Source organism: Bdellovibrio sp. HCB209 (genome assembly GCF_047306065.1).
Taxonomy (GTDB): domain Bacteria; phylum Bdellovibrionota; class Bdellovibrionia; order Bdellovibrionales; family Bdellovibrionaceae; genus Bdellovibrio.
In genome coordinates this window covers 1,634,293-1,656,089 of sequence record NZ_CP178618.1, presented here as the reverse complement: position 1 = coordinate 1,656,089, position 21,797 = coordinate 1,634,293, and the positions used below count along the sequence as shown (strand labels likewise).

Sequence of the window (21,797 nt, the reverse complement as noted above, 5' to 3'; positions counted from 1 at the left end):
TTTGGCCAGCCATTGTGATCCTTCACTTTTCCTACCCCGAGCAATATCGAGGGTTTAATTAACTAAAGCGTAACAAGCTCCTGAAAACAATCAAGAATTTATCTCACAGAAAGATCAAAATTCTTCTTCAAAGACTCTAGAACCTTCGTTGTCACTCCGGAGATCTGCTCTTCTTGCAGTGTGCCATTCTTATCTTGAAGCCACAAACGGATCGCCACGGACTTCTTACCCGCTTCCATTTTGTCGCCTTCATACAAGTCAAACACGTCTACATTCACAAGCAATGGACCCGCAGCCTTGCGGATGTCCTTCAGAACGTCGCCCACTTTCAATGTTTTTGGCATCACGAAAGCAAAGTCACGTTCAGCAACTTGGAACTTAGAAACACTTTGGATACGGAATGGACGAGGTTGACCTTTGTACAATTGATCGAGGTCAAACTCACCGAATGCCGCTGGTACACGGATTTTGGCATCATCCAAAACTACAGGATGAAGAGTTCCAATGAAGCCCACTTTTTTACCTTCAACAAGCAACTGAGCATATTGCCCAGAGTGCATGAAGGCAGGAACCTCTGCTTTGTTAGCAGGAGTTACCCATGTGTAAGAAGAGATATTCAAAGATTTCAAAAGAGTTTCCACAGTCGCTTTCAATTCAAACACAATTGGATAATCCAAAGATTTATTCCAAAGGTTTTCATTGCGCCCCCACAAAGCGAAGCCCAAACGAGGGTTTTCACCATAAGAACCATCGTCGCCCGTAAAGAACGTACTACCGATTTCAAACAAACGTCCCATCATGTTGCCATAGTGGAAGTTCGTAGAAAGATTTCTAAAAAGACCAAAACTTAAAGAAGATCTCATCACGTCCATTTCCTCATTCAGAGGATTCATGATGCGAATTTCTTTAGCTGTGGCATTCAAACCAGCCGCTTTCAAAGTCGATACGTCACCCAAGAAAGCTTTTTCAGCCTTAGAGCCCACGAAGGCAAAGTTGAACGCTTGTTGAAAGCCGTCAGCACGCACAAGTTCGCTTACTGATTTATTCAACAAGAAGCCTTTGTCGTGATGAGCTGGTGGGTTTGTGAATACTGGCAACGCTTCAGGGATATGGTCGTATCCATTCAAGCGAGCGTATTCCTCAACCAAGTCCATGTCTTGCTCAAGATCGAAACGGAATGTCGGAGGAAGGACTTTATAAGCTTCACCCGCTTTTTCAATCCCGCAACCCAAGCGTTTCATATAATCCACGAATTGAGATTCAACAGCTTCGTAACCCAAGCGATCCGACACAGTTTTCACTGTGATCGTCACAGGAGTTTTCTTAACTGGATTTGGATAGAAGTCATGGTGATCAGCAAACGCTTCGCCACCAGCAACTTCCAAAATCAAAGCTGTTGCACGATTCAAACCACGCAAAGCCCCATCTGGATCCACACCGCGAGAGAAGCGGTAAGCAGAATCCGTATCCACACCATGAGTACGAGATGTTTTACGAGCGCTCATTGGAACAAAGTAAGCAGACTCCAAGAAGATCTCTGTCGTTGCTTCAGAAACGCCAGAGTTTTTACCGCCAACAACACCCGCCAAACACATTGGATGAGAAGCATCACGAATAGTCAGCTCATCACCCGTTAATGTTTTCTCGGTGCCATCAAGAGTGATGAATTTTTCGCCTTTAGTAGCGCGATCTACGATCACTTTTTTGCCACCGATGAATTTCGCATCGAAAGCATGAAGAGGTTGACCCAATTCCATCATCACGAAGTTTGTCACGTCCACGATGTTATTGATTGAGTTCAAGCCCACAGATTCCAAGCGATTTTTCAACCACGCTGGAGACGCGCCCACCTTTACACCTTTAATCACACGAGCCGTGTAACGAGGGCAAAGGTCCGTTGCCTTAACTTCCAAAGCGATTTCTTTTTTAGAAGAAGCAGAACCCAATTTCGGTTCAGCTTTAGGAGTTTTCAATTCTTTAGAAAGAAGGCATGCCACTTCACGAGCCAAACCAAAGTGACTCAAGCAGTCTGCACGGTTCGGCGTTACTTTTAGTTCAAAAGTAATATCGTCATAACCGCCGTACTCAGCATAGGACTTACCAATCGGCGCATCCGCTGGAAGGATTTCGATACCATCAGATTCTTTAGCCAAGCCCAACTCTTTCAAAGAGCAAAGCATACCCGCAGAATCCACACCGCGAACCGCAGATTTTTTAATTGCGAAATTGCCTGGCAAAACTGCGCCCGGCAAAGCCACGATCACACGGTCACCTGCTTTGTGATTTTGTGCACCACAAACGATTTGATGAACAACATCGCCCGTAGAAACACGACACAAAGAAAGCTTATCCGCATTTGGATGTTTGTCTTTTTCAAGGATGTGACCAATCACCACGTGATTGAAATCTTTCGCCAGGTTCGTGATCTCTTCAACCTCAAGACCTGCACGAGTCAACGTTTCAGCAAGTTCTTCTGGTTTTACAAAGAACTCTTTCACATCCACATATTCTTGGAGCCATTTTAAACTGATCTTCATTTTACAAACTGCCTTAAGAAACGAACGTCATTTTCAGGGAACAAACGGATGTCTTCGATGCCGTACTTGATGATGGCCATACGCTCAACACCAAATCCGAATGCGAAACCTTGGTATTTTGGATACTCGATTTTCGCCATTTGGAAGACTTTTGGATTTACCAATCCACAACCACCGATTTCGATCCAACCCGATTGCTTACACAAGCTGCAACCTTTGCCCTTACAAATTGGGCAAGAGCAATCCACTTCCGCAGAAGGTTCTGTGAATGGGAAAAAGCTTGGACGGAAACGAGTTTTCAAACCCGGACCGAAGTATTCACGAACAAAGAAACTGATCGTGCCCTTAAGATCCGCCATCGAAACTTTCTCATCCACGCACAAAGCTTCGATTTGATGGAAGTTCGGCAAATGCGAAATATCGCTATCGCAACGGAACACTGGCCCCGTACCGATCACACGCAAAGGCAACTTTTCAGTTTCCATTGTGTGGATTTGGATCGGAGACGTGTGAGTTCTCAACACGTGAGTTTTATCGATGAAGAAAGTATCTTGCATATCACGCGCAGGGTGATCCGCAGGAATATTCAAAGCTTCAAAGTTGTAGTAATCTTTTTCGATCACAGGTCCCGTGCGAACGCTGTAGCCCAAACGAGACATGATCGTAAAGATCTCCTCGATCACCATGTTCACTGGATGTTGTGAACCCTTCGCGCGAGAAGCACTTGGCAAAGTCAGATCCAGCTCTTCAGCTGCCATCTTTGCACCGATCTCAGATTTTTTGAGTGCTTCTTCTGCTTCCGTGTAAGCCGCTTCAAGAACTGCTTTCACTTCATTGACCTTTTTACCAAACAGAGGTTTTTCCTCTTTCGGCAAAGTGGCCATTTCTTTCATAATTTCAGTCAAAGAACCACTCTTCCCAAGGTATTGAACCTTGAGATCGTAGAGTTCCTTTGAGCCCGGCGCTGCCTTGAAGGCTGCCAGAGCTGCTTCTTTAATGGAGTCGAGTTTGCTTGTGCTCATAGGAAACAAATATCATGCTAAAACCCTCTGTATTCAAGGATTTGGCCCACTTAACCCATGGCAGCAACGAGTTCTTGCCGAGTATTTAAGCAAACCATCTCCAAAATCCTCCTCTGAGGCCAGTTTGCAGAGTGTCTCAGTCTGAGATTTTCCCTCGAAAAAAGAGCATTTGTACCATGAGAAACAGCCACTTGGCCGTTCAGTCACCCCTCTTCATCGCCGATATAATTCCTATGGGAGTTCTTATGAAGTACTGGTTGATCGCACTGGCGATGATGACATATTCGCACCAAAGTTTTGCACAGATTGAAGCCGACATCGAAGCTGAGATGAGCATGGGTCAATCCGAAGAGGCAAAGATCGACGCCGCTGAACAAAGAAAGTTCTTAGAGCGCGAAAAAATCCGCAGAGAAGAAATGAAAAAAGCAGCTCTGCGCACAGCTCAAGAAGCTAAAAACTTGGAAGCACAAGCTGCTCGCGAAGCGCAGATGACTCGTGTTGAAAAAGAAAAGCTCACAGCTCAAGTGAAAGAATACCAACGTCAAATTAAAATGAACGAAGAGCGCAAAGCGAAGGCGCAAAGAGCTCAACAGTTCTCTAAAGACGAAGCCGCTCACTATAAAAAAGTGGCTGGCGAATACAGAGCAAAACGTGATGCTTCTTTGAAAGAGCTAGATCGCTTGAATGAAGAAGGTAACAACATCGCTAAGTGGACTCGCGAAGCGAAAGAAGAAGCTTTGAAACAACAAAGAGAAGCTGCTTACGCCAATGCACGAGTGAAACAGAAATCAGCCTATAACGAGAAAGCTCGTGAAGATGGCGGACGCATTCACCGCGCAGTGAGCTCGGAACCTGGGACAACCAGAATTTACAACGGTAAATAAGCCAAAGGGCAGCTCGAAGCTGCCCTTTTTCATTTCTAAGCTAAGGTATGATCGGTGGATGATACGTTAGCGTCTCCCCCAGCGCCCAGAGCATAAAAATCACCAGCGGCGCATGCACTACCAACTGAGTCACGGTGTAGCCCACGATATCGCGAGCCTTTAACCCGAGCACTCCTAAAAGCGCCATCATAAAGAACGGATTGATCAAGTTCGGCAAAGCTTCTGCTGCATTGTAAACCATCACTGTCCAACCCAAATGAACCTTGAGCTCATTCGCGGCCTGCATCAGATACGGAGCTTCGATAATCCACTTACCACCACCTGATGGCACAAAGAATCCTAAGATCGCTGAGTAAACACCCATCAACGCCGAGAACGTGTCTTTGGTTGAAATCGACACAAAGAAATCCGAAATGTGATGAGACAACGTTTGTCCATCAGCTCCTGGAGCTTTCGTTAGGATATAGGCAATACTTCCATAGAGGGGGAATTGAATCAAAATCCCCGCAACCGATGGAACTGATTTCGCCACCGAATGCAAAAAGCGTTTCGGTCTCCAGGTCAACAGCATCCCCATCATCAAGAATAAGAAATTGTAAGTATTCAAATTCGAGATCGCCATGATCACGTCTTTATTCGCAAACTCCATGGCAATCCACCAGAAGCCCAAGATCACAACCAGAATCGTAAGAACGGGAGAGTACTCCAACCACTCCCCTGGTTGCTTAGGAGGCGCAATGCTTTTTTCAACATCGTCCTCGACACTGATTCCTAAATCTTGAGCTGTCACCGCACGCTCACGAGTGGGAGCCGAGAAATAAGCGATCGCAACAGAGACAACTAACAACACAAATAACATGATGAGTGACTGAGGTAAAAAGATCGTCTCTGCAAAAGGAATCACACCCGTGATCGGAAGCAAAGATTTCGGAATACTATCGACATTTGCCTGAAGCTGAGCCGCTGAGGAACTCAATCCCAACGCCCACGTTGCTCCCAAACCTAAATATCCCGCAGCCCCTGCCGCGCGATAGTCGACACGCAAATCCATACGACGAGCAATCGCTCTGACATACAGACCACCGAACACCAAACTGAAGGCCCAGTTTAGCAACGAAGCCAAAATCGTAAAGAACGCCACATAAGCTACCGCCCCACGTTCCGTTTTTGGAAGCTTCGCGAGCCAATGAATCAATTTACCCGCTGGAGGAGACGAAGCCACGATGTAACCCGAAATAGTGACGATCGCCATTTGCATGGTAAATGGAATAAGGCTCCAATATCCATCCCCAAAAGAGGTCGCCACCGCCTTCGGAGTCACCCCGGCTGCAAACGCTCCAAGACTGACCACGATGATCGCTAACACTGCGAAAATATACGAATCTGGGAACCATTTTTCAGCCCAATTTGTGACTGAGGAAGCCATCTTTTCCAAATGACTGGTTTTTGCGCTGCTATCGGATTTAGCCATGTTGTTTCCTTTGAAATATAGCCCATCATGAACCTCATATTCCTGGCTGTCACGTTCCACGAAGGTGTCCATTTAGCTGACAAAACCACACCCGCCGGGGGCTTTTTACAGGGCGGATTTCACTTCCCGCTCTATTTATCAGCAAATGGAGCTAAGCCCTTCTATCTTCAAGGAAAAACAGCTATAACCTCCCCATCCATGGCACATAAAAATAAAAGCAATTACAGTCCCTATAAAGCCCGCCAAGAAGCCCGTGCGAAAGCAATGGGTGGTCAGTTTGCGCCAGCGCAACCTGCTGAACAAAAGGGACGCCATAAAAAACCGGAATCTATTTTTGAATTGAATGAAGCCAACGATCGCTTGGCTGATATTTTCCGCAATCATGATTTTGATTTAGTCAGCCATCAACAACGCCACCAATTGGCGCACTTTTATCGCTTGTTGATGTTGAACCAAGAAAAAGAAAACTTCACGCGTCTTTTGAAATTGAAAGACATCGCGATCAAACACTTTATCGATTCCATCATCATCATGAAGCACACTAAGCTTCAGTTCCCGTTGTTGGACGTGGGTACAGGCCCAGGCTTCCCAGGCATTCCTTTGAAAATCATGTACCCGAATGAACAAATCCTTTTGGGCGAGGGCGTACAACGTCGTGTGGAATTTCTAAAACACGTGCGTTCTGAAATGAAACTGCCAAAGCTTGATATCTTGGGCCGCAATATCAATAAGCACTGCGTGTATCCTGTGAATGGTGCGATCACTCGTGCCGTAGAAGACATCGGCAATACCTTGGGCAATGTTATCAACTGCCTGAACATCGGTGGCCGCGTTTATTTCATGAAAGGTCCTGGCGTAGATCCAGAGATCAAGATGGCCAAAGAAAATTGGTCTGAGTACTTCAAACTTGTTGAAGACACAGCTTACTCTCTTCCTCACACTCCTCATGACCGCCGCATGGTGGTTTATGAAAAAATCAAACACATGGATTTGCCAGACGAGGACGAAGGCGAAGAAATGCTTTTTGACGAACTCTCTAACGAAGAGAAAAGACGTTGGGCGGTTTACAAATGATTGAGATCTCCTCTAAAACCAACGAACACTTCCGTCGCTGGACAGATCTTGCTTCCTCTCGTGGGATCAAGAAACACGGTGAATTCATTCTGATGGGCGAAAAGCTTATTCAGGAATTCCTGCAAAATCCGAATTACAAAATCAAAGCCGAGATCGTGCATGAGGATTTAAAGTCTGTGACTTTGACTCACCCGGTTTCAAAAACTCAGCGCATCCCCCTTTATAAACTTCCAAAAGCGATGTTTAACGAAGTGGACGTGATCGGCACTCACTACAATCTTTTGGTTTTAGAGCCTAAAGAAATTGAAGCCTTAAATCCTGCCGCGAAAACTCAAGGCTTAGAAGTGATCGCTCCTCTGGGAGATCCTTCAAATCTTGGCGCCTTGGCGCGCTCTGCTGTGGCTTTCAAAGTTAGCAAAATCATTCTGACTGAAGAAAGCTGCACACCTTACCATCCGAAAGCTATTAAGGCTTCTGCGGGTGCTTTGCTTAAGCTTCCCCTCTTTAAAGCTGGAAAGTTCACGGAGTTCGTACAAACGCACAGTGATATTTACGCCTTGGATATGAAGGGCGAAAGTGTTGCTAAGTTTAATTGGCCTAAAAATCTTCGCCTTGTAATTGGCGAAGAAGGACCTGGCTTTAGCGGCATCAAAGGCCTCAACCGTCTTTCCGTACCCACTGAGGGCGTTGAGTCTTTAAACGCGACTGTGGCTGCATCGATTGCACTCTTTAGCTATGCTCAAAAACACTCCTAATCCAACAGGATATAGAAAAGAGATCGACGGACTTCGCGCTATTGCCGTGTTGAGCGTCGTGATTTTTCATATCTACCACAAGCTTTTGCCGGGTGGTTTTTTGGGTGTGGATGTTTTCTTTGTGATCTCGGGTTTTTTGATCACCTCTACGATTTATAAAGAAATTGATCGTGGGGATTTTTCTTTCAGCAATTTCTATGTCAGACGTATTAAAAGAATCTTGCCCGCATTCTATGTGGTCTGTGCTGCGGTTATTGCCGCAGGTTACTTATTCTTTATCCCTGGGGACTTGGTCGCACTACTAGAGTCGGTCAAAGCCTGCTTCCTTTTCGTTGCGAATTTCTTCTTTGCTTCTCGCTATGATTATTTTGCTTCCAATATCAACGAGATCCCCTTGCTTCATGCATGGTCCTTGGCGGTTGAAGAACAATTTTATTTTATCTGGCCTGTCGTTTTAATTTTCCTAAGCCGTTTTAAAATCAAATCAAAAGCGTCAACGATCTTCTTGGTCGCCCTGACATTGGCATCGTTTGTCTTTGCTGAGTTCTGTGTGCGCATGGAGGTTTGGGAAAAGGCTGCTTACTATCTGCTACCTACACGTGCAGGTGAACTTTTAGTGGGAGCCCTGCTTGCGATCTATTGGGATGCCATCTTAGCTAAAGTAGATATCTATAGCGAGAAACTGGCAACCCTTGGCGTAGTAGCTCTTTTAATCTGCTTTGCCGCGATTGATGAGTCATTGCCCTTTCCTGGATTCAATGCGCTTTGGCCTTGCCTTGCAACGGCTTGTATCTTGATCGGTGCCCGTAAGCCTGGCACTTGGGTTTACAAGTGGCTCACATCTTCCCCGATGGTTTATGTGGGGCTTATTTCTTACTCGTTATATCTATGGCATTGGCCGGTACTTGCCGTCGGCAGATACCTGTTCTTCTCGGAGCCGATTAGCGTTTTACAAGCGGTAAGCTCGGTCCTTTTGATGTGGCTCCTTGCTCATTTGTCGTGGAAGTACATTGAAACACCGACTCGTCATGTGAAGTGGAACTTTAAAAAGGTTTCTGTTTTATTCTGGCTAGCACCCACGGCAGTGGCTCTTTCTATATGGTTTATTGTGAGTGACACAGATGGCTTACCAAATCGCTACGGCGAACATGCCTCTGAAATCGAGCAAGATACAACCTTCCTAAGCCCTGGCTATTGCCATGAAAACTCCGAAGGTGACTGTTTGATTGGTACAGGAGATGCGCCTGCGAAAACCATTTTGTGGGGCGACTCAAATGCGGGTCACTACATGCCGTTCTGGGATAAGCTCGCTGAAAAACTGGGTCTCGTGATTTTTGCGCAAAGTGCGGATCTCTGCACTCCGGTTTTGGACGTCTATGGATTCACTCCATCAACGGAGAAGCACTTCAGTCCCCACTGCGAAGATCTGATCAAGGACGTGACTCAAACCATTACCGACTATCAGGTTGTGATTATGGCAGGTGCTTGGAGCGAGCGTTTAAAATTGCTTAAGCCTGAAAGAGACCGCTTCTTAAAACAATTTGAAGCTACCCTTAAGTACTTAAGTGGAAATGGCAAGAAGGTCATCGTGATGGAACAGATTCCGATCTACTCCCATCAGGCGTATTATCAATTCTTAAGAATCGGGTATGACTTCGGTGAAGCCAGTGCTTTGGGCGAGAGCTTTAAGAGCAAGCTTTTGCATTCCAAAAAAGCCAAGCTACAAAGGTACAATGCTGAGATCGAAAAAATCTCTAAGAAGTACAAGAATGTTTACTTCTATAGACCGATCTCAAAATCTCCGCAGCTAAGTGCAGAAATGCCCTTTTACCAAGGGCATTTGATGTACAAAGACGGTACTCATTTGAATGAATTCGGCAGCGAACACTTGGGCGAGATCTCTTACGGATCTTTACCGAAAGAGATCAAAGCTTTCTTTAAGAACTAACTAGCCGTGGTTACCACGACCGCCAGAACCTGGGTTTCCACACTTGTAGTCGCCGTGAGGACCCCATTTGCATTCTTGCTTGCGATTGCAGGCATATCCGCAGTGATAGAACCCACGCTTCCAACCACCCCAGCAATATTTTCTGGAATAGGTATAGTGCTCAGGACACTTCTTGCTTGTCGGAATGCAAGAGCTTGGAGCATCGTCGTCTTTACCAATATCTGGAGTACATTTCACAGCCAATGGCTTGATCACAACCGAGCCATCTTCTGCGAACTGCATCGTTCCTTGGAATGCATGAGCTGCAGATCCTAGAAACGAAAAAACTAAAACCATTGCCAACAAATGTTTCATCAGCAACCTCTAGTTTTGCTTTGGCTTACGTGGAACTGCACAAAGAGTTCCGCAACGATAGAAACCTTTTTTCCAGCCGCCCCAGCAGTGTTTTGCTTGAGCTTTGTACGGACGATAGCAAGTTTTGCCATCCGCAGGAATACAAGTGTGACCTTCGTAGGCGTTACCTGGCTTTTCGTTTTCACAGATGTTTTTCGCCGTCAAAAGAGCCAACTCACCCGTGGCTTTTCTTTGCAAAAGACCTGAAACCACAGAAGCCGGAGCTTCTACGCGAGTCAAGTTTGCCAAAGAACGTTTGCCATCCAAGTTGTAGTAAATTTGGTCGTTATCCAACTCAAGTTTAAGACCTTGAGGCATGCTCACGTCACAGAAATCACCAGTTGAGCTAAATCCAGAAGTCACTTCAGCAACAGTTGCAGTTTCGTTGTACTTGATATCTAGGCTCAACATCATGCCGCCGCCAACGTCTGGACCTTTACAAGTTGATTTCAACGTCACAGTGTCATTGTTAAAAGTTAAAGCAAGTTTATGAGTGTAACCTTTTGCAGTAACTTCCTCGCCAGACCAAACAGAGTCTACCAAACCTTGAGCCATTGCAGTTGTACCCGCAAAACCCAAAGACAAAATCATCATCAACATTCTTTTCATATCATACTCCAAGAAAAAGGCCCCTTTTCAGGAGCCTTTATTAAGATCAAATCAGACTAAAATTAGTCGTGACCCATTCCGCCGCCGTTGCCATCGTCGTTCGCGTTGCGTGATCTCTCACACACGTAACCACAATGTTTGAAGCCTTTTTTCCAGCCGCCCCAGCAGTATTTTTTCATACGCTTGTAGCCTTCACCGCAGTTTTGACCGTCAACTGGACGGCAAACTTCCCAAGCTTCGTTATCACCAGCTGTAGGACCTTGATCTTCACAAACTACTTTAGCTGGAGTGATTTTCAAATCACCGTTAGCTAGCATTTGGAATGAACCTTCGATGCTTGAAACTGATGCGAAGTTACGACCACCGCCGTGACCTGGACGAGCACATTTCCAGTCACCTGAATGATTCCAGCCACATTGTTCTTTAGGCTTACAAGAGATACCACATTTGTAGAAACCTTTTGTCCAACCGCCCCAGCAAAGCTTAGCGAATTGATCGTAACCAGCAGCGCAAGACTCGCCTACAGGTTTGCAGTAGTTACCATTTTTAACTGGTTTCGCTGGGCATGTGCCTTTCAACGTTTCGATTTTTGCGCCGCCATCCATTGTTGGAACAAGCACGCCTTCAAACGCAGATGCAGTTGCACCAACGAAGCTCAAAGACAAAAGTGTCATCAAAAACTTTTTCATTTAATTCTCCCGTGTATTGGTAAATTGAGTTTTGTAAGAATAGCGCGCATCCTAGTGAAGACCACTGCGCGAATCAAGCATTGTCGACTATCAAAACACTATCGACGCAGGCAATTATTCGCTAAGATAACGAGACTATGACAATTCAAAAAGAAATTAAGAAACTGCAAGGCTCCAAACGTGATATGGCCACTCTGAACAAGTTCTTTAAAACGGGACCTGGCGAGTATGCAGAAGGCGATATTTTCTATGGACTGACAGTGGGTCAGAGCCGCGCTATAGCAAAAACCTATAAAGATCTGCCTCTTGTGGAGCTCAAGTCGCTTATATCCTCTCCTATCCACGAAGAGCGCCTGATTTCCTTAATTATTCTGTCAGAGCGTTTCCCCAAAGCAGATGAAGACGAACGAGCGGAAATATTTAAGTTCTTAATTAAATATCGCAAAGGCATCAATCATTGGGATTTGGTGGACACCATTGCCCCGGCTGTTCTGGGGGCTTATCTCTATGAAAACGACCGCAGTATTCTGTACGAATACGCTCACTCCAAAAATTTGTGGGAGCGACGAATTGCTATCATGTCGACTTTCTATTTCTTGCGCCAAAAAGATTTCGCCGACACGTTAAAAATCGCAAAAATCCTGCTGCAAGACGAACATGATCTTATCCACAAAGCCGTGGGCTGGATGCTCAGAGAAATCGGCAAACGTGACCCAAAAACAGAAAAGATTTTTTTGGATAAGCACGCAAGAAAAATGCCGCGAACAATGCTTCGCTACGCGATTGAAAAATTTCCGGAAAAAGAAAGACAGCGCTATTTAAAAACAAAACGAGAATAGCTCTTCTCAGGGCATTTGAGGTTTGCAATTCATTCTTGAGCTGCTAGCATAACACCATGGAGCTTCGCCTAAAGGATATCTCAACACCGTTTTTTAAAATCTCTGAGCTAACTATAGCAACGGGAGAACGTTTGCTGATTAAAGGTCCCAGCGGCACAGGCAAAACCACTCTGCTTCATCTTCTGGCAGGATTGTACAATCCTCTGCAAGGTGAAGTTTTTTGGGATCAAACTTCAATCACTAGAATTTCTGAATCTGAAATCAGCCACCTTCGTAAAAACAAGATGTCCCTGGTTTTTCAGAATTTAAACCTTCTGCCTTATCTAACAGCGATTGAAAACTTGGAACTTGTGGGCATCTCCCTGCAAAGTGCTTTACAGACGCTTGATAAAGTGGGCCTTAATCAAAAAGCCCTCACTCGCACGCAAAGCTTAAGCTTAGGAGAACAGCAACGAATTGCTGTTGCTCGCGCCCTTGCGCAAAATCCAGCAGTGATCCTGGCCGATGAAGCCACTTCCAGCCTGGATGATCAAAACGCCGATCAAGTGATGAAGCTTTTCACCGAGCACTCACAAACGCCTTCATTGGTGATGGTGAGCCATGATCACCGTGTTGAAAAATACTTCCACCGTATTCTAGACATGAAGGAGCTGACTCGATGAGCCTCCTTCGTCTTTCTTATTTGTATTTAAAACGCCATCTACTGACGACAGCGGTTACAATTCTATCTTTAGCGATCGCCATCGCGGCCGTGACTGTTCTATTAAAACTAGAGAAGCTTTCTCACTCACGCTTTGACACCTTGGCTTCGCAAGGCGATGCGATTGTCGGCGCGAAATCTGGTGGCATTGATATTCTTTTGGGAGCTCTTAATTTTGAAGGCGATATCCCTGGCTACATCCCACAAAATCTTTATGAGACTCTCAAAGAAAAAAAGAACATCGCCTTTGAAGACAAAGCTCAATTTCAAAACTCCCCTGCCGTGACTCACATCACGCCCTTGTTGTTCTTCGGAAAGCACCAAGGCTTTTCCCTGATCGGAACTGAAGAATCATTCCTGTTTATGCAACCTTCGGAAGCAGCACCACAGCTCCAAGACGGAACTTTCCCGCGAGAGCCTGGGGATGTTTTAGTAGGCTCCAAATATATTTCCCAACAGAATGCAAAACTTGGTCAGAATATTTATGTGCACGCTAAAATTCACGGATCTGATTCTGAAAGTTCTGGATTTCCTTTAAAAATTGTTGGCATCTTAAAGCCCACTGGGAAAGCATGGGACAAGGGTCTTTATACTAATTTAGAAACCGCACAAAATGCGGTCATCAGAACCCCGGGGTACCACACGATCTGGGGACCGCGTGTCTTAAGTTACTTCGTGATGAATATTCAGAAAGACGGCGCGGAATCCCTCTCAAGCCTTATCAACCAAAGAACTGTCGCACAAATCGCTTTCGTGGATACCGAAAAAGCCAGACTCGAAGAGCTCTCTGGATCCAACCAGACCTTGCAGCTTTTGATCGTTGGGATTCTTTTACTATTAAGCACTCTGACGGTCTTAGCCGTGTTTTATACGCGCATTGAAGGCCGCACCATGGAACTTGCGATCTTACGCGCCTTGGGACGCAGCCGTCGCGATTTAACCAGCTTACTGATCCTAGAAGGTCTTATCATGGATCTAGTTGCTATTACTATCGCAGCAATTCTTGATTTAAGTTTAAGCCCTCTCATCTTGTTGACTGCTGGAAGCAACTTACCCGCAGCCACGTCAGCGAATTGGCCTTGGTGGATGATCTTGGTCACCGGAGTTTTTGCATTGATCGCAGTGATGGTCGCAAGTCTTCCTCCGGTTTGGAAACTCTTCCGCCAAGATATTCACTCAACACTTAGAAACATTAACTAACAGTTCACTCGAAAGCCGCACCCACAGCCAATCTCCCAGACTATCGTACAAAATTTAGTCTGTTCTCAAAGACATTCGCTCTCACATATTAGACAGTTTCCGCAACAGTAAAGGTTTTCCGGGCAGCGACCGATCACCTTTACATGGCAAGACTCAATATAAAAAACACACTTTTTATTTTGATCTCGGGATTTCTGGTAGCTGCTTGCGGTAACAATGGTGCCCTTAGCTCCAGTCAACTTTCCAGTACAACCGGTGACAACTCGTCATCCGGAGTTCAGACCCCTGATCCCACACCAACCCCGACTCCTTCACCGAGTCCCTCACCTTCTCCAAGCCCGGGAACTTCACTCGAAGTAGCTCCGATCTGGGAAGCAGCAAAAACAGATGGCAAGCTTTGGACAGCTCATGTGCTAGCACAGCTAGATGTCATCGGCGAAGACCTCCTAGATGTGATTCCTGCAGATGGCGCAACCTTCTGCCCGAAATACAACAGCCTGACACGGGATCAGCGCAAGAACTTCTGGGTGTACTTAATGTCACAGATGACTAAGTACGAAAGCAGCTTCAACACGAACTTGCAATACACGGAAGACTTTGATGATAGCTCGGGCTCCAACGTTATCAGTCGCGGTCTTTTGCAACTATCCATCGAAAGCGGAAATGCTTATGGTTGCGGATTGAAGACAGCTTCAGAACTGCACGATCCTTACAAAAACTTGAGCTGCGGCATTCGCATCCTCAATCGCTGGATGGAACGTGACGGTCGCATTGCTGGCCAAGTCAGCGGCAGCTGGAAAGGTGGAGCAAGATACTGGGCAGTCCTTCGTTCAAGCAACTCCCCTTACGCTAAGATAGTGGCTGCAACTAAAGCCATCTCCATCTGTAAATAACAACTCACACTCAACTATTTGAAACCGAAAAATCCTCTCTACTCAGAGAGGATTTTTTTTGCCTCGCTGTCCTGACACAACCTTTACATTCCATGAGGCACACTGCAAATCCAAAATTCTCCTCACACTCTAGGAAACACTTAAAGTGACCGCCGTTTATTGCGCATCTCTGCTCACTTCATAAACACGAATTAAGCCTCGCAACGAATACAACCCCTGGTCTTCTTTTTGCTCTATTTGTAATGCATTGGAGAACCGTAAAGTGAAATCTCATTTTGATACACTCATTAGAACAGGTCTGTTCCTTCTTGCTTTCCTTTTTGGAGCGACATCCTTCGCCAATAAGAAGGTCTTAGTCCTCTATTCAACTGGGGGCCACTCCACAGCGGCAAAATCCGTCGAAGAGATGCTAAAAGCTCAGCCAGAAAGATACGATGTCATCCGCAAAGACTTTAAAGAAGAGCTCACAGGCTTCTCTCGCTGGTTCTATGACTCTGGTTATGACCTGATTTCTCAAAAAGCCAATTGGATCAATAAATGGGGTGTCCTTTCAAAATGGCATCACGCTGAAAAAGATCCTCTTTATGCCTCCGAAAGATTTAACGCCGATTTCAATCAACCTGAAAGAATCAGAAAATACATCGAAAGCGTAAAACCTGACATCATTATCACGACTCACTTTTCCCTAGCAGATACATTGGCAAGTCTTCGTGAAGAAGGTCATTTTAAAAATATCCCTATGGCGTGGACTCACCTCGACATGGTCGATAACGTTTTCTTCCGCCAAATTGGCGACCAATTAGATATGTCTTTCCTGCCAACGAAAGAAATGGCCGACGAGTGGGCTAAAGTCATCCCTCGCGAAAAAATCCTAGCAACTGGTATTCCGATTATGCCGAAACTTTTAGAGCCGCCAGCAGATGCTGACAAAGATGCTCTGACTCGTACTCGCGAAGCTCGCAGTACTATTGGGCTTTCCCGCAATGTGACCACTGTCTTTATGATGGGTGGTTCTATGGGTGCCTTGTCTTACGATAAAATTATCACGGAGCTTGGAGCTACATTCAAAGCCAACGGTCGCAAACCCGTTCAAGTAATCGCTGTCACAGGCCGCAATGAAAAAATGGCTGAATGGTTAAGAGACTGGACCAAATCAAAAGCCTTCCCTAAAAACGTAAAACTTCACGTTGAGGGATTCGTTGATCAAGTGAAATTGCGCGGCCTACAAAACGCCGCGGACGTGATCGTTTCAAAACCAGGTGGTTTGACGACATTCGAGCTTTTGACTTCAGAAAAACCAGTGATCATGGCTGAAGGTATCGGTATTCAAGAGCAATACAATGCGAAGTTTGTGAATGATAAGGGTGCTGCCTTGTTCTTCCCTAAAACAGAAGGCATTGGCCAAGCGATCTTTGATATCGCTTTAGGTAAACCAGAATTAAAACAAAGCCTTCTTAGAAATCAAAAGATCCTGACTGAAAACTTTGATTTACAAGCCATCGTCGAATGGACTCGTGATGCCAAAGTCCTTCAACCAGAAAGACCACCAACACCGATCCTGACACGCATGAAAAATGCGAAACAAGTGTTCTCTGTTCCAATGTGCAATAAAGTTTTTAACTAGATAATCTGATTAGCAAGGAATCAATTCTTTGAGTGCCTCAGAGGATGGTTCCTTGTCCCACAAAGAAATCACATATCCACCACCGCCAGAGCCCGTAGGCTTAACTGCAATGGCACCTTGACTGCGCAACCACTGAATATGATTTGCTGGAGCCCCTTCGTTCAGACCCCATTTTTCAAAACATTCCGCACCCATGTCGATAGCCGCAGCCAAAACCTTACGGCCTTGTTCTTCGTCCATCATCAATGCTTCATGTGCGGATTCAACCGCTTTTGCCATCTGCAAATCAATTTGCTGACCGTGTGGAGGTTGTTTTGCCAATAAGTCTTTAACCTTATTAACGGCATCTACCGTCACGCCACGCTTACCGGAATAGGAAATATACCAACGAGGTTTCCACTTAGGAACCACTTGCTTGCGTTCACCGTTACGAACAAAACGCAAACCTTCGCCAGACAACGCGACAGAGATATCAATCCCACTGCTCTCACCGTGGAAAAGATCTTCTAGGCTTCTGGCAAAATCAAAGTATTCGGACTCTTGAACATAGCCCAAGTGCCCCAACCAACGAGTCAGCGCCACACAAAGTGCCGCCGAAGCACCCATCCCCGCACCCACTGGGAGCGAAGATTCCATACGCAAAGTTCCAGTGAAATTAGGACGAGAGATATTTTTTAGCTGCAAAGCACGCTCTAAAACACCCCAGAAAAGCAATTGCAATTCATGGCCGTGCTCACCTACCAGATCCAACGCCAGTGGCTTATCACCCGGAGTGTATTTCAATTCCAAAGTTCTGGATGGAATAGGAAATACCAAAGACGGGTATCCGCGAATCACCGCGTGATCGCCCATCAAAATCCATTTACCAAAAGCTGTGCATTGAAAACTAGTGGACATCGGGTTTTACACCTTCAAACGCTAGCACTTTAAAGTTTTTGCCAAAGTGCTCACGGTATTCTTTAAAGCGTTTCAATTGATCATGACGGAAAAGCATATGCACGTTCGCACCCGCATCCATTGTTACCAACGGACCGTCCTGCCAACGATTCCAGAATGACTGACACTCTTCCAAAACTTGCTTAGAAGCGTCCGTCATATAGCTAAATGCAGGAGTGCTTGTTTCAAACAAGCGATGCATGTCGATAAATTCATCCCAAACAATTTGGCGAGCCATATGCCAGTCTTCACCTTGGAGTGCCATGCTTAAATCCGCCAAACGAAGTTCAGCGCGCTCCACACGACCTTCAAACCGAGGGCTTGTCGTAACTAGCTTGTGAGCTTCTGAAGAAGACACTTCCTTTTTAGAGGCTTCCACCACCACGCAGATATGATGCATGTTAGTGATCGGAAGACTCATAGGTTGTGCATATTCATGCTTCCACAAAGACCATGGAGAGAACAACGAACGGCAAGAAGACCCAGAACCCTGACGAGAAAGCTCAGACAGAACTTTCTTATCCGCGCCCCAAGGTTGAGGACTCAATTTTTGGAACATTTCCGCAGCTGCCAAAGTCAAAGCTGCAAAACTAGAAGCCGAGCTCGCAAGACCGCAGTCTGACGGAAAGTTATTCGCAGATTCCACAAGGAAGTTTTTTGTCACGCCCCATTTTTGCTTCAAATTCGCCAGATGTTTTAGGAAACGTTGTTGGCCTTTTTCGGAAAGATCAATTTTTTCTAGGTCTTCACGAACAAGTGGTTTCCATTGGTCAGCGCCACCTTCGATTTCCGTCAAACGCACAAACGTGCGCAAGTTTTCAAGAGTGTAGGACAATGAAGCATTCGTCGGCGTGTTGCCAGTGCCTTCGATTTTTCCCATGTACTTGATCAAAGCTATATTCGACGGAGCAGAAACTAAAACTTGATTCATAACTAACTTTCCCTCTCACTGACGGTCAGACCAGCAGAAATACTTTGGTGAGAAGCGATAACTTTCACATTCACAGACTGGCAGTGCTTTTCAAGCTCAGAACCTTGGCCTTTGCCAGTCACCACAAATAAAACGTCAGCACCTAAGGCGCCACAACCCTTCGCAGCCTTAACTCCCGGTAAAGCACGAATGCCTTCCAAAAGTTTTAGCGTGGGCTCACAAGTAAATTTCAAATCATTCAATGCTTTTGCATAGGCTTTTACGCCAGCGATCAACTCAGATGAGTTCACTGCCGCAAAAGCTTCATGAACTTGATACGCGGCTTTTTCCAAAGCCGATGAATCAAATTCCCCTAAAGTCTTTAAGTGTTCATGAGTGGCTACTTTATTTCCGGTATGGATTAAGTAAAACTCAAGATCCTCAAATGGCCAGTTGGTCACAGACAGAAGGCCTTTGCGCTTTTCAAAAAACGTCAGGCTCCCCTTCATCTGCGCGATTAGATCCGTACCACTCGGTGGAGTGCCCTCACCGTTCCAAGCATACTGTTGGTAGACGGATAGCAGGTGTTTGAAATCAAACTGTGCCTCCATACCCAATTGGTGAGACTCGCGATACATCCAGAATGCATACGCACCCAAGAATTGCGCAGTCGAAGCACCAAAGCCACCGACCTTGATTGGGTCATCAAAAGTCAGATCGATATTTTTGAAATATTCAGAATGTGCCAGAATGAATTTTCCAGCAGGAGATTCAGGATGAATGCTCCCCAAAGATCCCGTCCCTTTCCGTGCTGTCACCTCAAAGCAAGGCTTTGACAGAACAAACAGAGTTGGTCCGCCGTGGAGGGCCAGATATTCGCCCACCAAAAAAGTCTTACCAGGGATCGTGCACGACAAAGCCAAAGGAGACTCCTCTTAGTGAGGATGCTGAGTCGTGCTTGAAGCCTGACCCGCACGAAGTTCTTTAAGAACCTCAATCGCATTGCTAAGTGAAATACGCTTACGGATAGTCAAAATCTCTTCAAGCTTCTTTTGTACAGCTGGGATTTCGCGCTCTTCAGCGCCCGCACCCAGTGCCAAGTTTTTAGTATGAAGTTTCATGTGGCCTTCGATGATACCAACTGTTGTAAGCGCTTTCAAAGCGCCCAAGTTTTGTACCAAGCCCACAGCCGCAATCACGCGAGAAAGTTCATTTGCAGATGAAGTGCCTAGCATCTTCATACACATCATCGCTGTTGGATGCAGAGTCGTAACTCCACCCACAGTGCCCACAACCAGTGGAGCTTCGAACACACCTGTTAGGCCCCCGTTTTCACGGTACCATTTTGTGATCGAACGGTACTGACCATCACGGCACGCGTAAGCATGAATGCCCGCCTCAACCGCACGCCAGTCATTACCAGTTGCTACCAACACAGGATCGATCCCATTCAGGACGCCTTTGTTGTTCGTTGCTGCACGGTATGGATCCATTTGTGCAAACAAAGAAGCTTCTTCAATTTTTTCTGCCAAAGCGGCATCGATATCTTTGATATGAACAACCGCGCGAGTGATTTTAGTGTCTACCAAGTTTGATAGGATACACATCGTCACTTTTTCGCCCGTGAATTGTTCGATCGGCTCTTTCAAGTATTCACACACTTGATTCATGATGTTTGCACCCATCGCATCGCAAGGGTCCATCAAAACGTGAACCACAGCCATGTCAGTGCCATCACCACGAGGTACACGGCGAACTTGAATATCACGAACCCCACCACCACGACGAACAAGGCCAAAAGCCACTTCGCGGTTAGAGATTTCGATCATGTAGTTTTTTTGAGCCAGAAGTTGTTTTTCAAAAACCGTGAAGTCTTTAACTTTCGCGATTTGAATTTGTCCGATGATCTCAGCACCCACAACTTCCGTTGTGATAGAGCCTGATTCACGGATCCATTTTGCAGACTTACAAACAGCCGCTACGATCGAAGTTTCCTCAACCGCCATCGGGATGACGAAGTCTTTGCCATCGATACGGAAGTTTGTGGCAACCCCTAGTGGCATTTGGAAATAACCAATTACGTTTTCGATGAACTTTTCACCCAGAGTCGTGTCGCGAAGACCGCCCTTAGCCAAATAATCAACGTCAGCTTGTTGCAAAGCACCTACATCCACCAAAGAATCTAAACGTTCTTGGCGAGTGAGTTTTGAGAAACCTTTGAAGATCTCTTGCAGTTGTTTTTTCATCGAATCACCTTCTTCGTTGCCAGCTCAGCAAGGTTTTTGCTGCCTGTACAAAATAGCGCGATTTTAAGTTCAGTTTCCAAACGGTTGAGCAAGTTTTCAAGAGCCGTATCTGCATCTGTGTGAGCAGACAAAGCAGCCTCCAAGAACGGTTTTGCGATTCCGACCTTTTTAGCACCCAACGCGCACAGTTTAGCCACATCAAGGCCCGTACGCACGCCGCCCGATGCCCAAACTTCAAAGCTCACACGAGCCTGCTCAGCATTAAGTAAAGACTCTACCGTGCTGATGCCCCAGTTCGCGTAAGTTTGGGCTACTTGGTAAAGCATTTCGCTCTCTTCAGAGCGATAGCCTTCAACGCGGCCCCAGTGAGTTCCACCTTTTCCAGCGACGTCGACAGCGGCAATGCCAGTGCCTTCTAAGCGCTTCAAAGTACTCACAGAAAATCCACATCCAACTTCCTTCACTATGACTGGAACTCCCGCGAATTTCACGAGGTTTTCAATAGCTTGTAAGGAGTTCTTAAAGTCTGAAGTGCCTTCAGGTTGAAGCACTTCTTGGAGTGGATTTACATGGACAAAAAGTCCCACCGCCTCTGTCGCAGCCACCAAGCGGCGAATGCCATCCAAAGGAGTCTTAATCAATTGAGCGATACCAATATTTCCGAGTAATCTAGCTTTCGGCGCTTGTTTGCGCACTTGAGCCCACTCCTCGGCTGCATTGGAATCAGTCAATTCACGACGTTGCGAACCCACACCCATCAAAATCTGATGACGATCGCTCAAACGAGCCAAAGCCATATTGATTTCGCGGCCGTGTTCGTGGCCTGCCGTCATGGAAGAAATAAAAATAGGAGAAGAAAGAGAAAGGGAGACGTTAGAAAAAGAAAAAGAGGTCGAAATATCGACCTCTTTAAAATTCAAATCAGGCAGAGCCTCATGAATTAATTCGATCGAATCCAATCCGGTTTGTCCCTCAGTCTGAGACCTTGGGTCCAGCGCGATTCTGATGTGATCGCGCTTTCTGTTTTCAAACTGCGTATTGGATTCGCTCATTGCCGGTGCTCCTTA

General features: G+C 45.9%; 20 protein-coding genes. 9 read left to right on the top strand and 11 right to left on the bottom strand.

All coding sequences use genetic code 11. From position 1 onward, the window contains the following. Positions 1-98: 98 nt before the first annotated feature. Positions 99-2,537, bottom strand: coding sequence for a phenylalanine--tRNA ligase subunit beta (gene pheT, locus ACLVWP_RS08100; RefSeq protein ID WP_413561207.1), 2,439 nt, complete (start codon positions 2,535-2,537; stop codon positions 99-101). Beyond that, entirely contained in the window at positions 2,534-3,559 is a 1,026-nt protein-coding gene (gene pheS, locus ACLVWP_RS08095; RefSeq protein WP_413561206.1) for a phenylalanine--tRNA ligase subunit alpha, read from the bottom strand. Before pheS ends, pheT begins: the two co-directional genes overlap by 4 nt. A gap of 245 nt (positions 3,560-3,804) precedes the next feature. On the opposite strand from pheS, the gene ACLVWP_RS08090 reads away from it, so the two are divergent. Then, the gene (locus ACLVWP_RS08090; RefSeq protein WP_413561205.1) at positions 3,805-4,443 is read left to right on the top strand and encodes a hypothetical protein; all 639 of its coding nucleotides are present in this window, start codon (positions 3,805-3,807) and stop codon (positions 4,441-4,443) included. 40 nt (positions 4,444-4,483) lie between these two features. Here ACLVWP_RS08090 and ACLVWP_RS08085 read toward each other — a convergent pair whose 3' ends face one another. Further along, the gene (locus ACLVWP_RS08085) at positions 4,484-5,914 is read right to left on the bottom strand and encodes a short-chain fatty acid transporter (RefSeq protein WP_413561204.1); all 1,431 of its coding nucleotides are present in this window, start codon (positions 5,912-5,914) and stop codon (positions 4,484-4,486) included. Between the two features lie 198 nt (positions 5,915-6,112). On the opposite strand from ACLVWP_RS08085, the gene ACLVWP_RS08080 reads away from it, so the two are divergent. The 3 genes from ACLVWP_RS08080 to ACLVWP_RS08070 are packed head-to-tail and all read left to right on the top strand — an operon-like array spanning position 6,113 to position 9,691. After that, positions 6,113-6,988, top strand: coding sequence for a 16S rRNA (guanine(527)-N(7))-methyltransferase RsmG (locus ACLVWP_RS08080; RefSeq protein WP_413561202.1), 876 nt, complete (start codon positions 6,113-6,115; stop codon positions 6,986-6,988). After that, positions 6,985-7,743 (top strand): TrmH family RNA methyltransferase, encoded by a 759-nt coding sequence (locus ACLVWP_RS08075; RefSeq protein WP_413561201.1) that lies wholly within the window; start codon positions 6,985-6,987, stop codon positions 7,741-7,743. Before ACLVWP_RS08080 ends, ACLVWP_RS08075 begins: the two co-directional genes overlap by 4 nt. After that, positions 7,724-9,691 carry an acyltransferase family protein gene (locus tag ACLVWP_RS08070; RefSeq protein ID WP_413561199.1) on the top strand — a complete coding sequence of 656 codons (1,968 nt, stop codon included), beginning with the start codon at positions 7,724-7,726 and terminating at the stop codon, positions 9,689-9,691. The genes ACLVWP_RS08075 and ACLVWP_RS08070 overlap by 20 nt, the downstream gene beginning before the upstream one ends. Here the strand turns inward: ACLVWP_RS08070 and ACLVWP_RS08065 are convergent, their stop codons facing one another. The 3 genes from ACLVWP_RS08065 to ACLVWP_RS08055 all read right to left on the bottom strand — a co-directional run bounded on the left by ACLVWP_RS08065 (position 9,692) and on the right by ACLVWP_RS08055 (position 11,382). Continuing rightward, entirely contained in the window at positions 9,692-10,045 is a 354-nt protein-coding gene (locus tag ACLVWP_RS08065) for a hypothetical protein (RefSeq protein WP_413561198.1), read from the bottom strand. 9 nt (positions 10,046-10,054) lie between these two features. Continuing rightward, on the bottom strand, positions 10,055-10,693 hold the full coding sequence (locus ACLVWP_RS08060; RefSeq protein ID WP_413561197.1) for a hypothetical protein: 639 nt from the start codon (positions 10,691-10,693) through the stop codon (positions 10,055-10,057). Between the two features lie 62 nt (positions 10,694-10,755). Further along, positions 10,756-11,382, bottom strand: coding sequence for a hypothetical protein (locus tag ACLVWP_RS08055; protein WP_413561196.1), 627 nt, complete (start codon positions 11,380-11,382; stop codon positions 10,756-10,758). 137 nt (positions 11,383-11,519) lie between these two features. Here ACLVWP_RS08055 and ACLVWP_RS08050 point away from each other — a divergent pair, with 137 nt between their 5' ends. From ACLVWP_RS08050 to ACLVWP_RS08030, 5 genes are all read left to right on the top strand, one after another. Next, on the top strand, positions 11,520-12,221 hold the full coding sequence (locus ACLVWP_RS08050; protein ID WP_413561195.1) for a DNA alkylation repair protein: 702 nt from the start codon (positions 11,520-11,522) through the stop codon (positions 12,219-12,221). A 56-nt stretch (positions 12,222-12,277) separates the two neighbouring features. After that, the gene (locus ACLVWP_RS08045) at positions 12,278-12,883 is read left to right on the top strand and encodes an ABC transporter ATP-binding protein (protein WP_413561194.1); all 606 of its coding nucleotides are present in this window, start codon (positions 12,278-12,280) and stop codon (positions 12,881-12,883) included. Next, complete coding sequence (locus ACLVWP_RS08040) at positions 12,880-14,121, top strand: ABC transporter permease (protein WP_413561193.1); 1,242 nt, start codon at positions 12,880-12,882, stop codon at positions 14,119-14,121. Before ACLVWP_RS08045 ends, ACLVWP_RS08040 begins: the two co-directional genes overlap by 4 nt. A gap of 143 nt (positions 14,122-14,264) precedes the next feature. Next, positions 14,265-15,014, top strand: a complete 750-nt coding sequence (locus ACLVWP_RS08035) for a transglycosylase SLT domain-containing protein (RefSeq protein ID WP_413561191.1) — start codon at positions 14,265-14,267, stop codon at positions 15,012-15,014. Between the two features lie 262 nt (positions 15,015-15,276). Next, positions 15,277-16,638, top strand: coding sequence for an MGDG synthase family glycosyltransferase (locus tag ACLVWP_RS08030; protein ID WP_413561190.1), 1,362 nt, complete (start codon positions 15,277-15,279; stop codon positions 16,636-16,638). Positions 16,639-16,647: 9 nt separating this feature from the next. Here ACLVWP_RS08030 and ACLVWP_RS08025 read toward each other — a convergent pair whose 3' ends face one another. Genes ACLVWP_RS08025 through fni form a run of 5 tightly spaced genes read right to left on the bottom strand, consistent with a single transcriptional unit; the run spans position 16,648 to position 21,782 of the window. Beyond that, positions 16,648-17,535 (bottom strand): mevalonate kinase, encoded by an 888-nt coding sequence (locus ACLVWP_RS08025; protein ID WP_413561189.1) that lies wholly within the window; start codon positions 17,533-17,535, stop codon positions 16,648-16,650. Next, a complete protein-coding gene (mvaD, locus tag ACLVWP_RS08020; RefSeq protein ID WP_413561188.1) occupies positions 17,525-18,505 on the bottom strand; it encodes a diphosphomevalonate decarboxylase in 981 nt (326 codons plus the stop codon). The genes ACLVWP_RS08025 and mvaD overlap by 11 nt, the downstream gene beginning before the upstream one ends. 2 nt (positions 18,506-18,507) lie before the next feature. Next, positions 18,508-19,407, bottom strand: a complete 900-nt coding sequence (locus ACLVWP_RS08015) for a hypothetical protein (protein ID WP_413561186.1) — start codon at positions 19,405-19,407, stop codon at positions 18,508-18,510. 12 nt (positions 19,408-19,419) lie between these two features. Further along, the gene (locus ACLVWP_RS08010) at positions 19,420-20,730 is read right to left on the bottom strand and encodes a hydroxymethylglutaryl-CoA reductase, degradative (protein ID WP_413561185.1); all 1,311 of its coding nucleotides are present in this window, start codon (positions 20,728-20,730) and stop codon (positions 19,420-19,422) included. Next, positions 20,727-21,782, bottom strand: a complete 1,056-nt coding sequence (gene fni, locus ACLVWP_RS08005) for a type 2 isopentenyl-diphosphate Delta-isomerase (protein ID WP_413561184.1) — start codon at positions 21,780-21,782, stop codon at positions 20,727-20,729. Before fni ends, ACLVWP_RS08010 begins: the two co-directional genes overlap by 4 nt. Positions 21,783-21,797 lie beyond the last annotated feature (15 nt).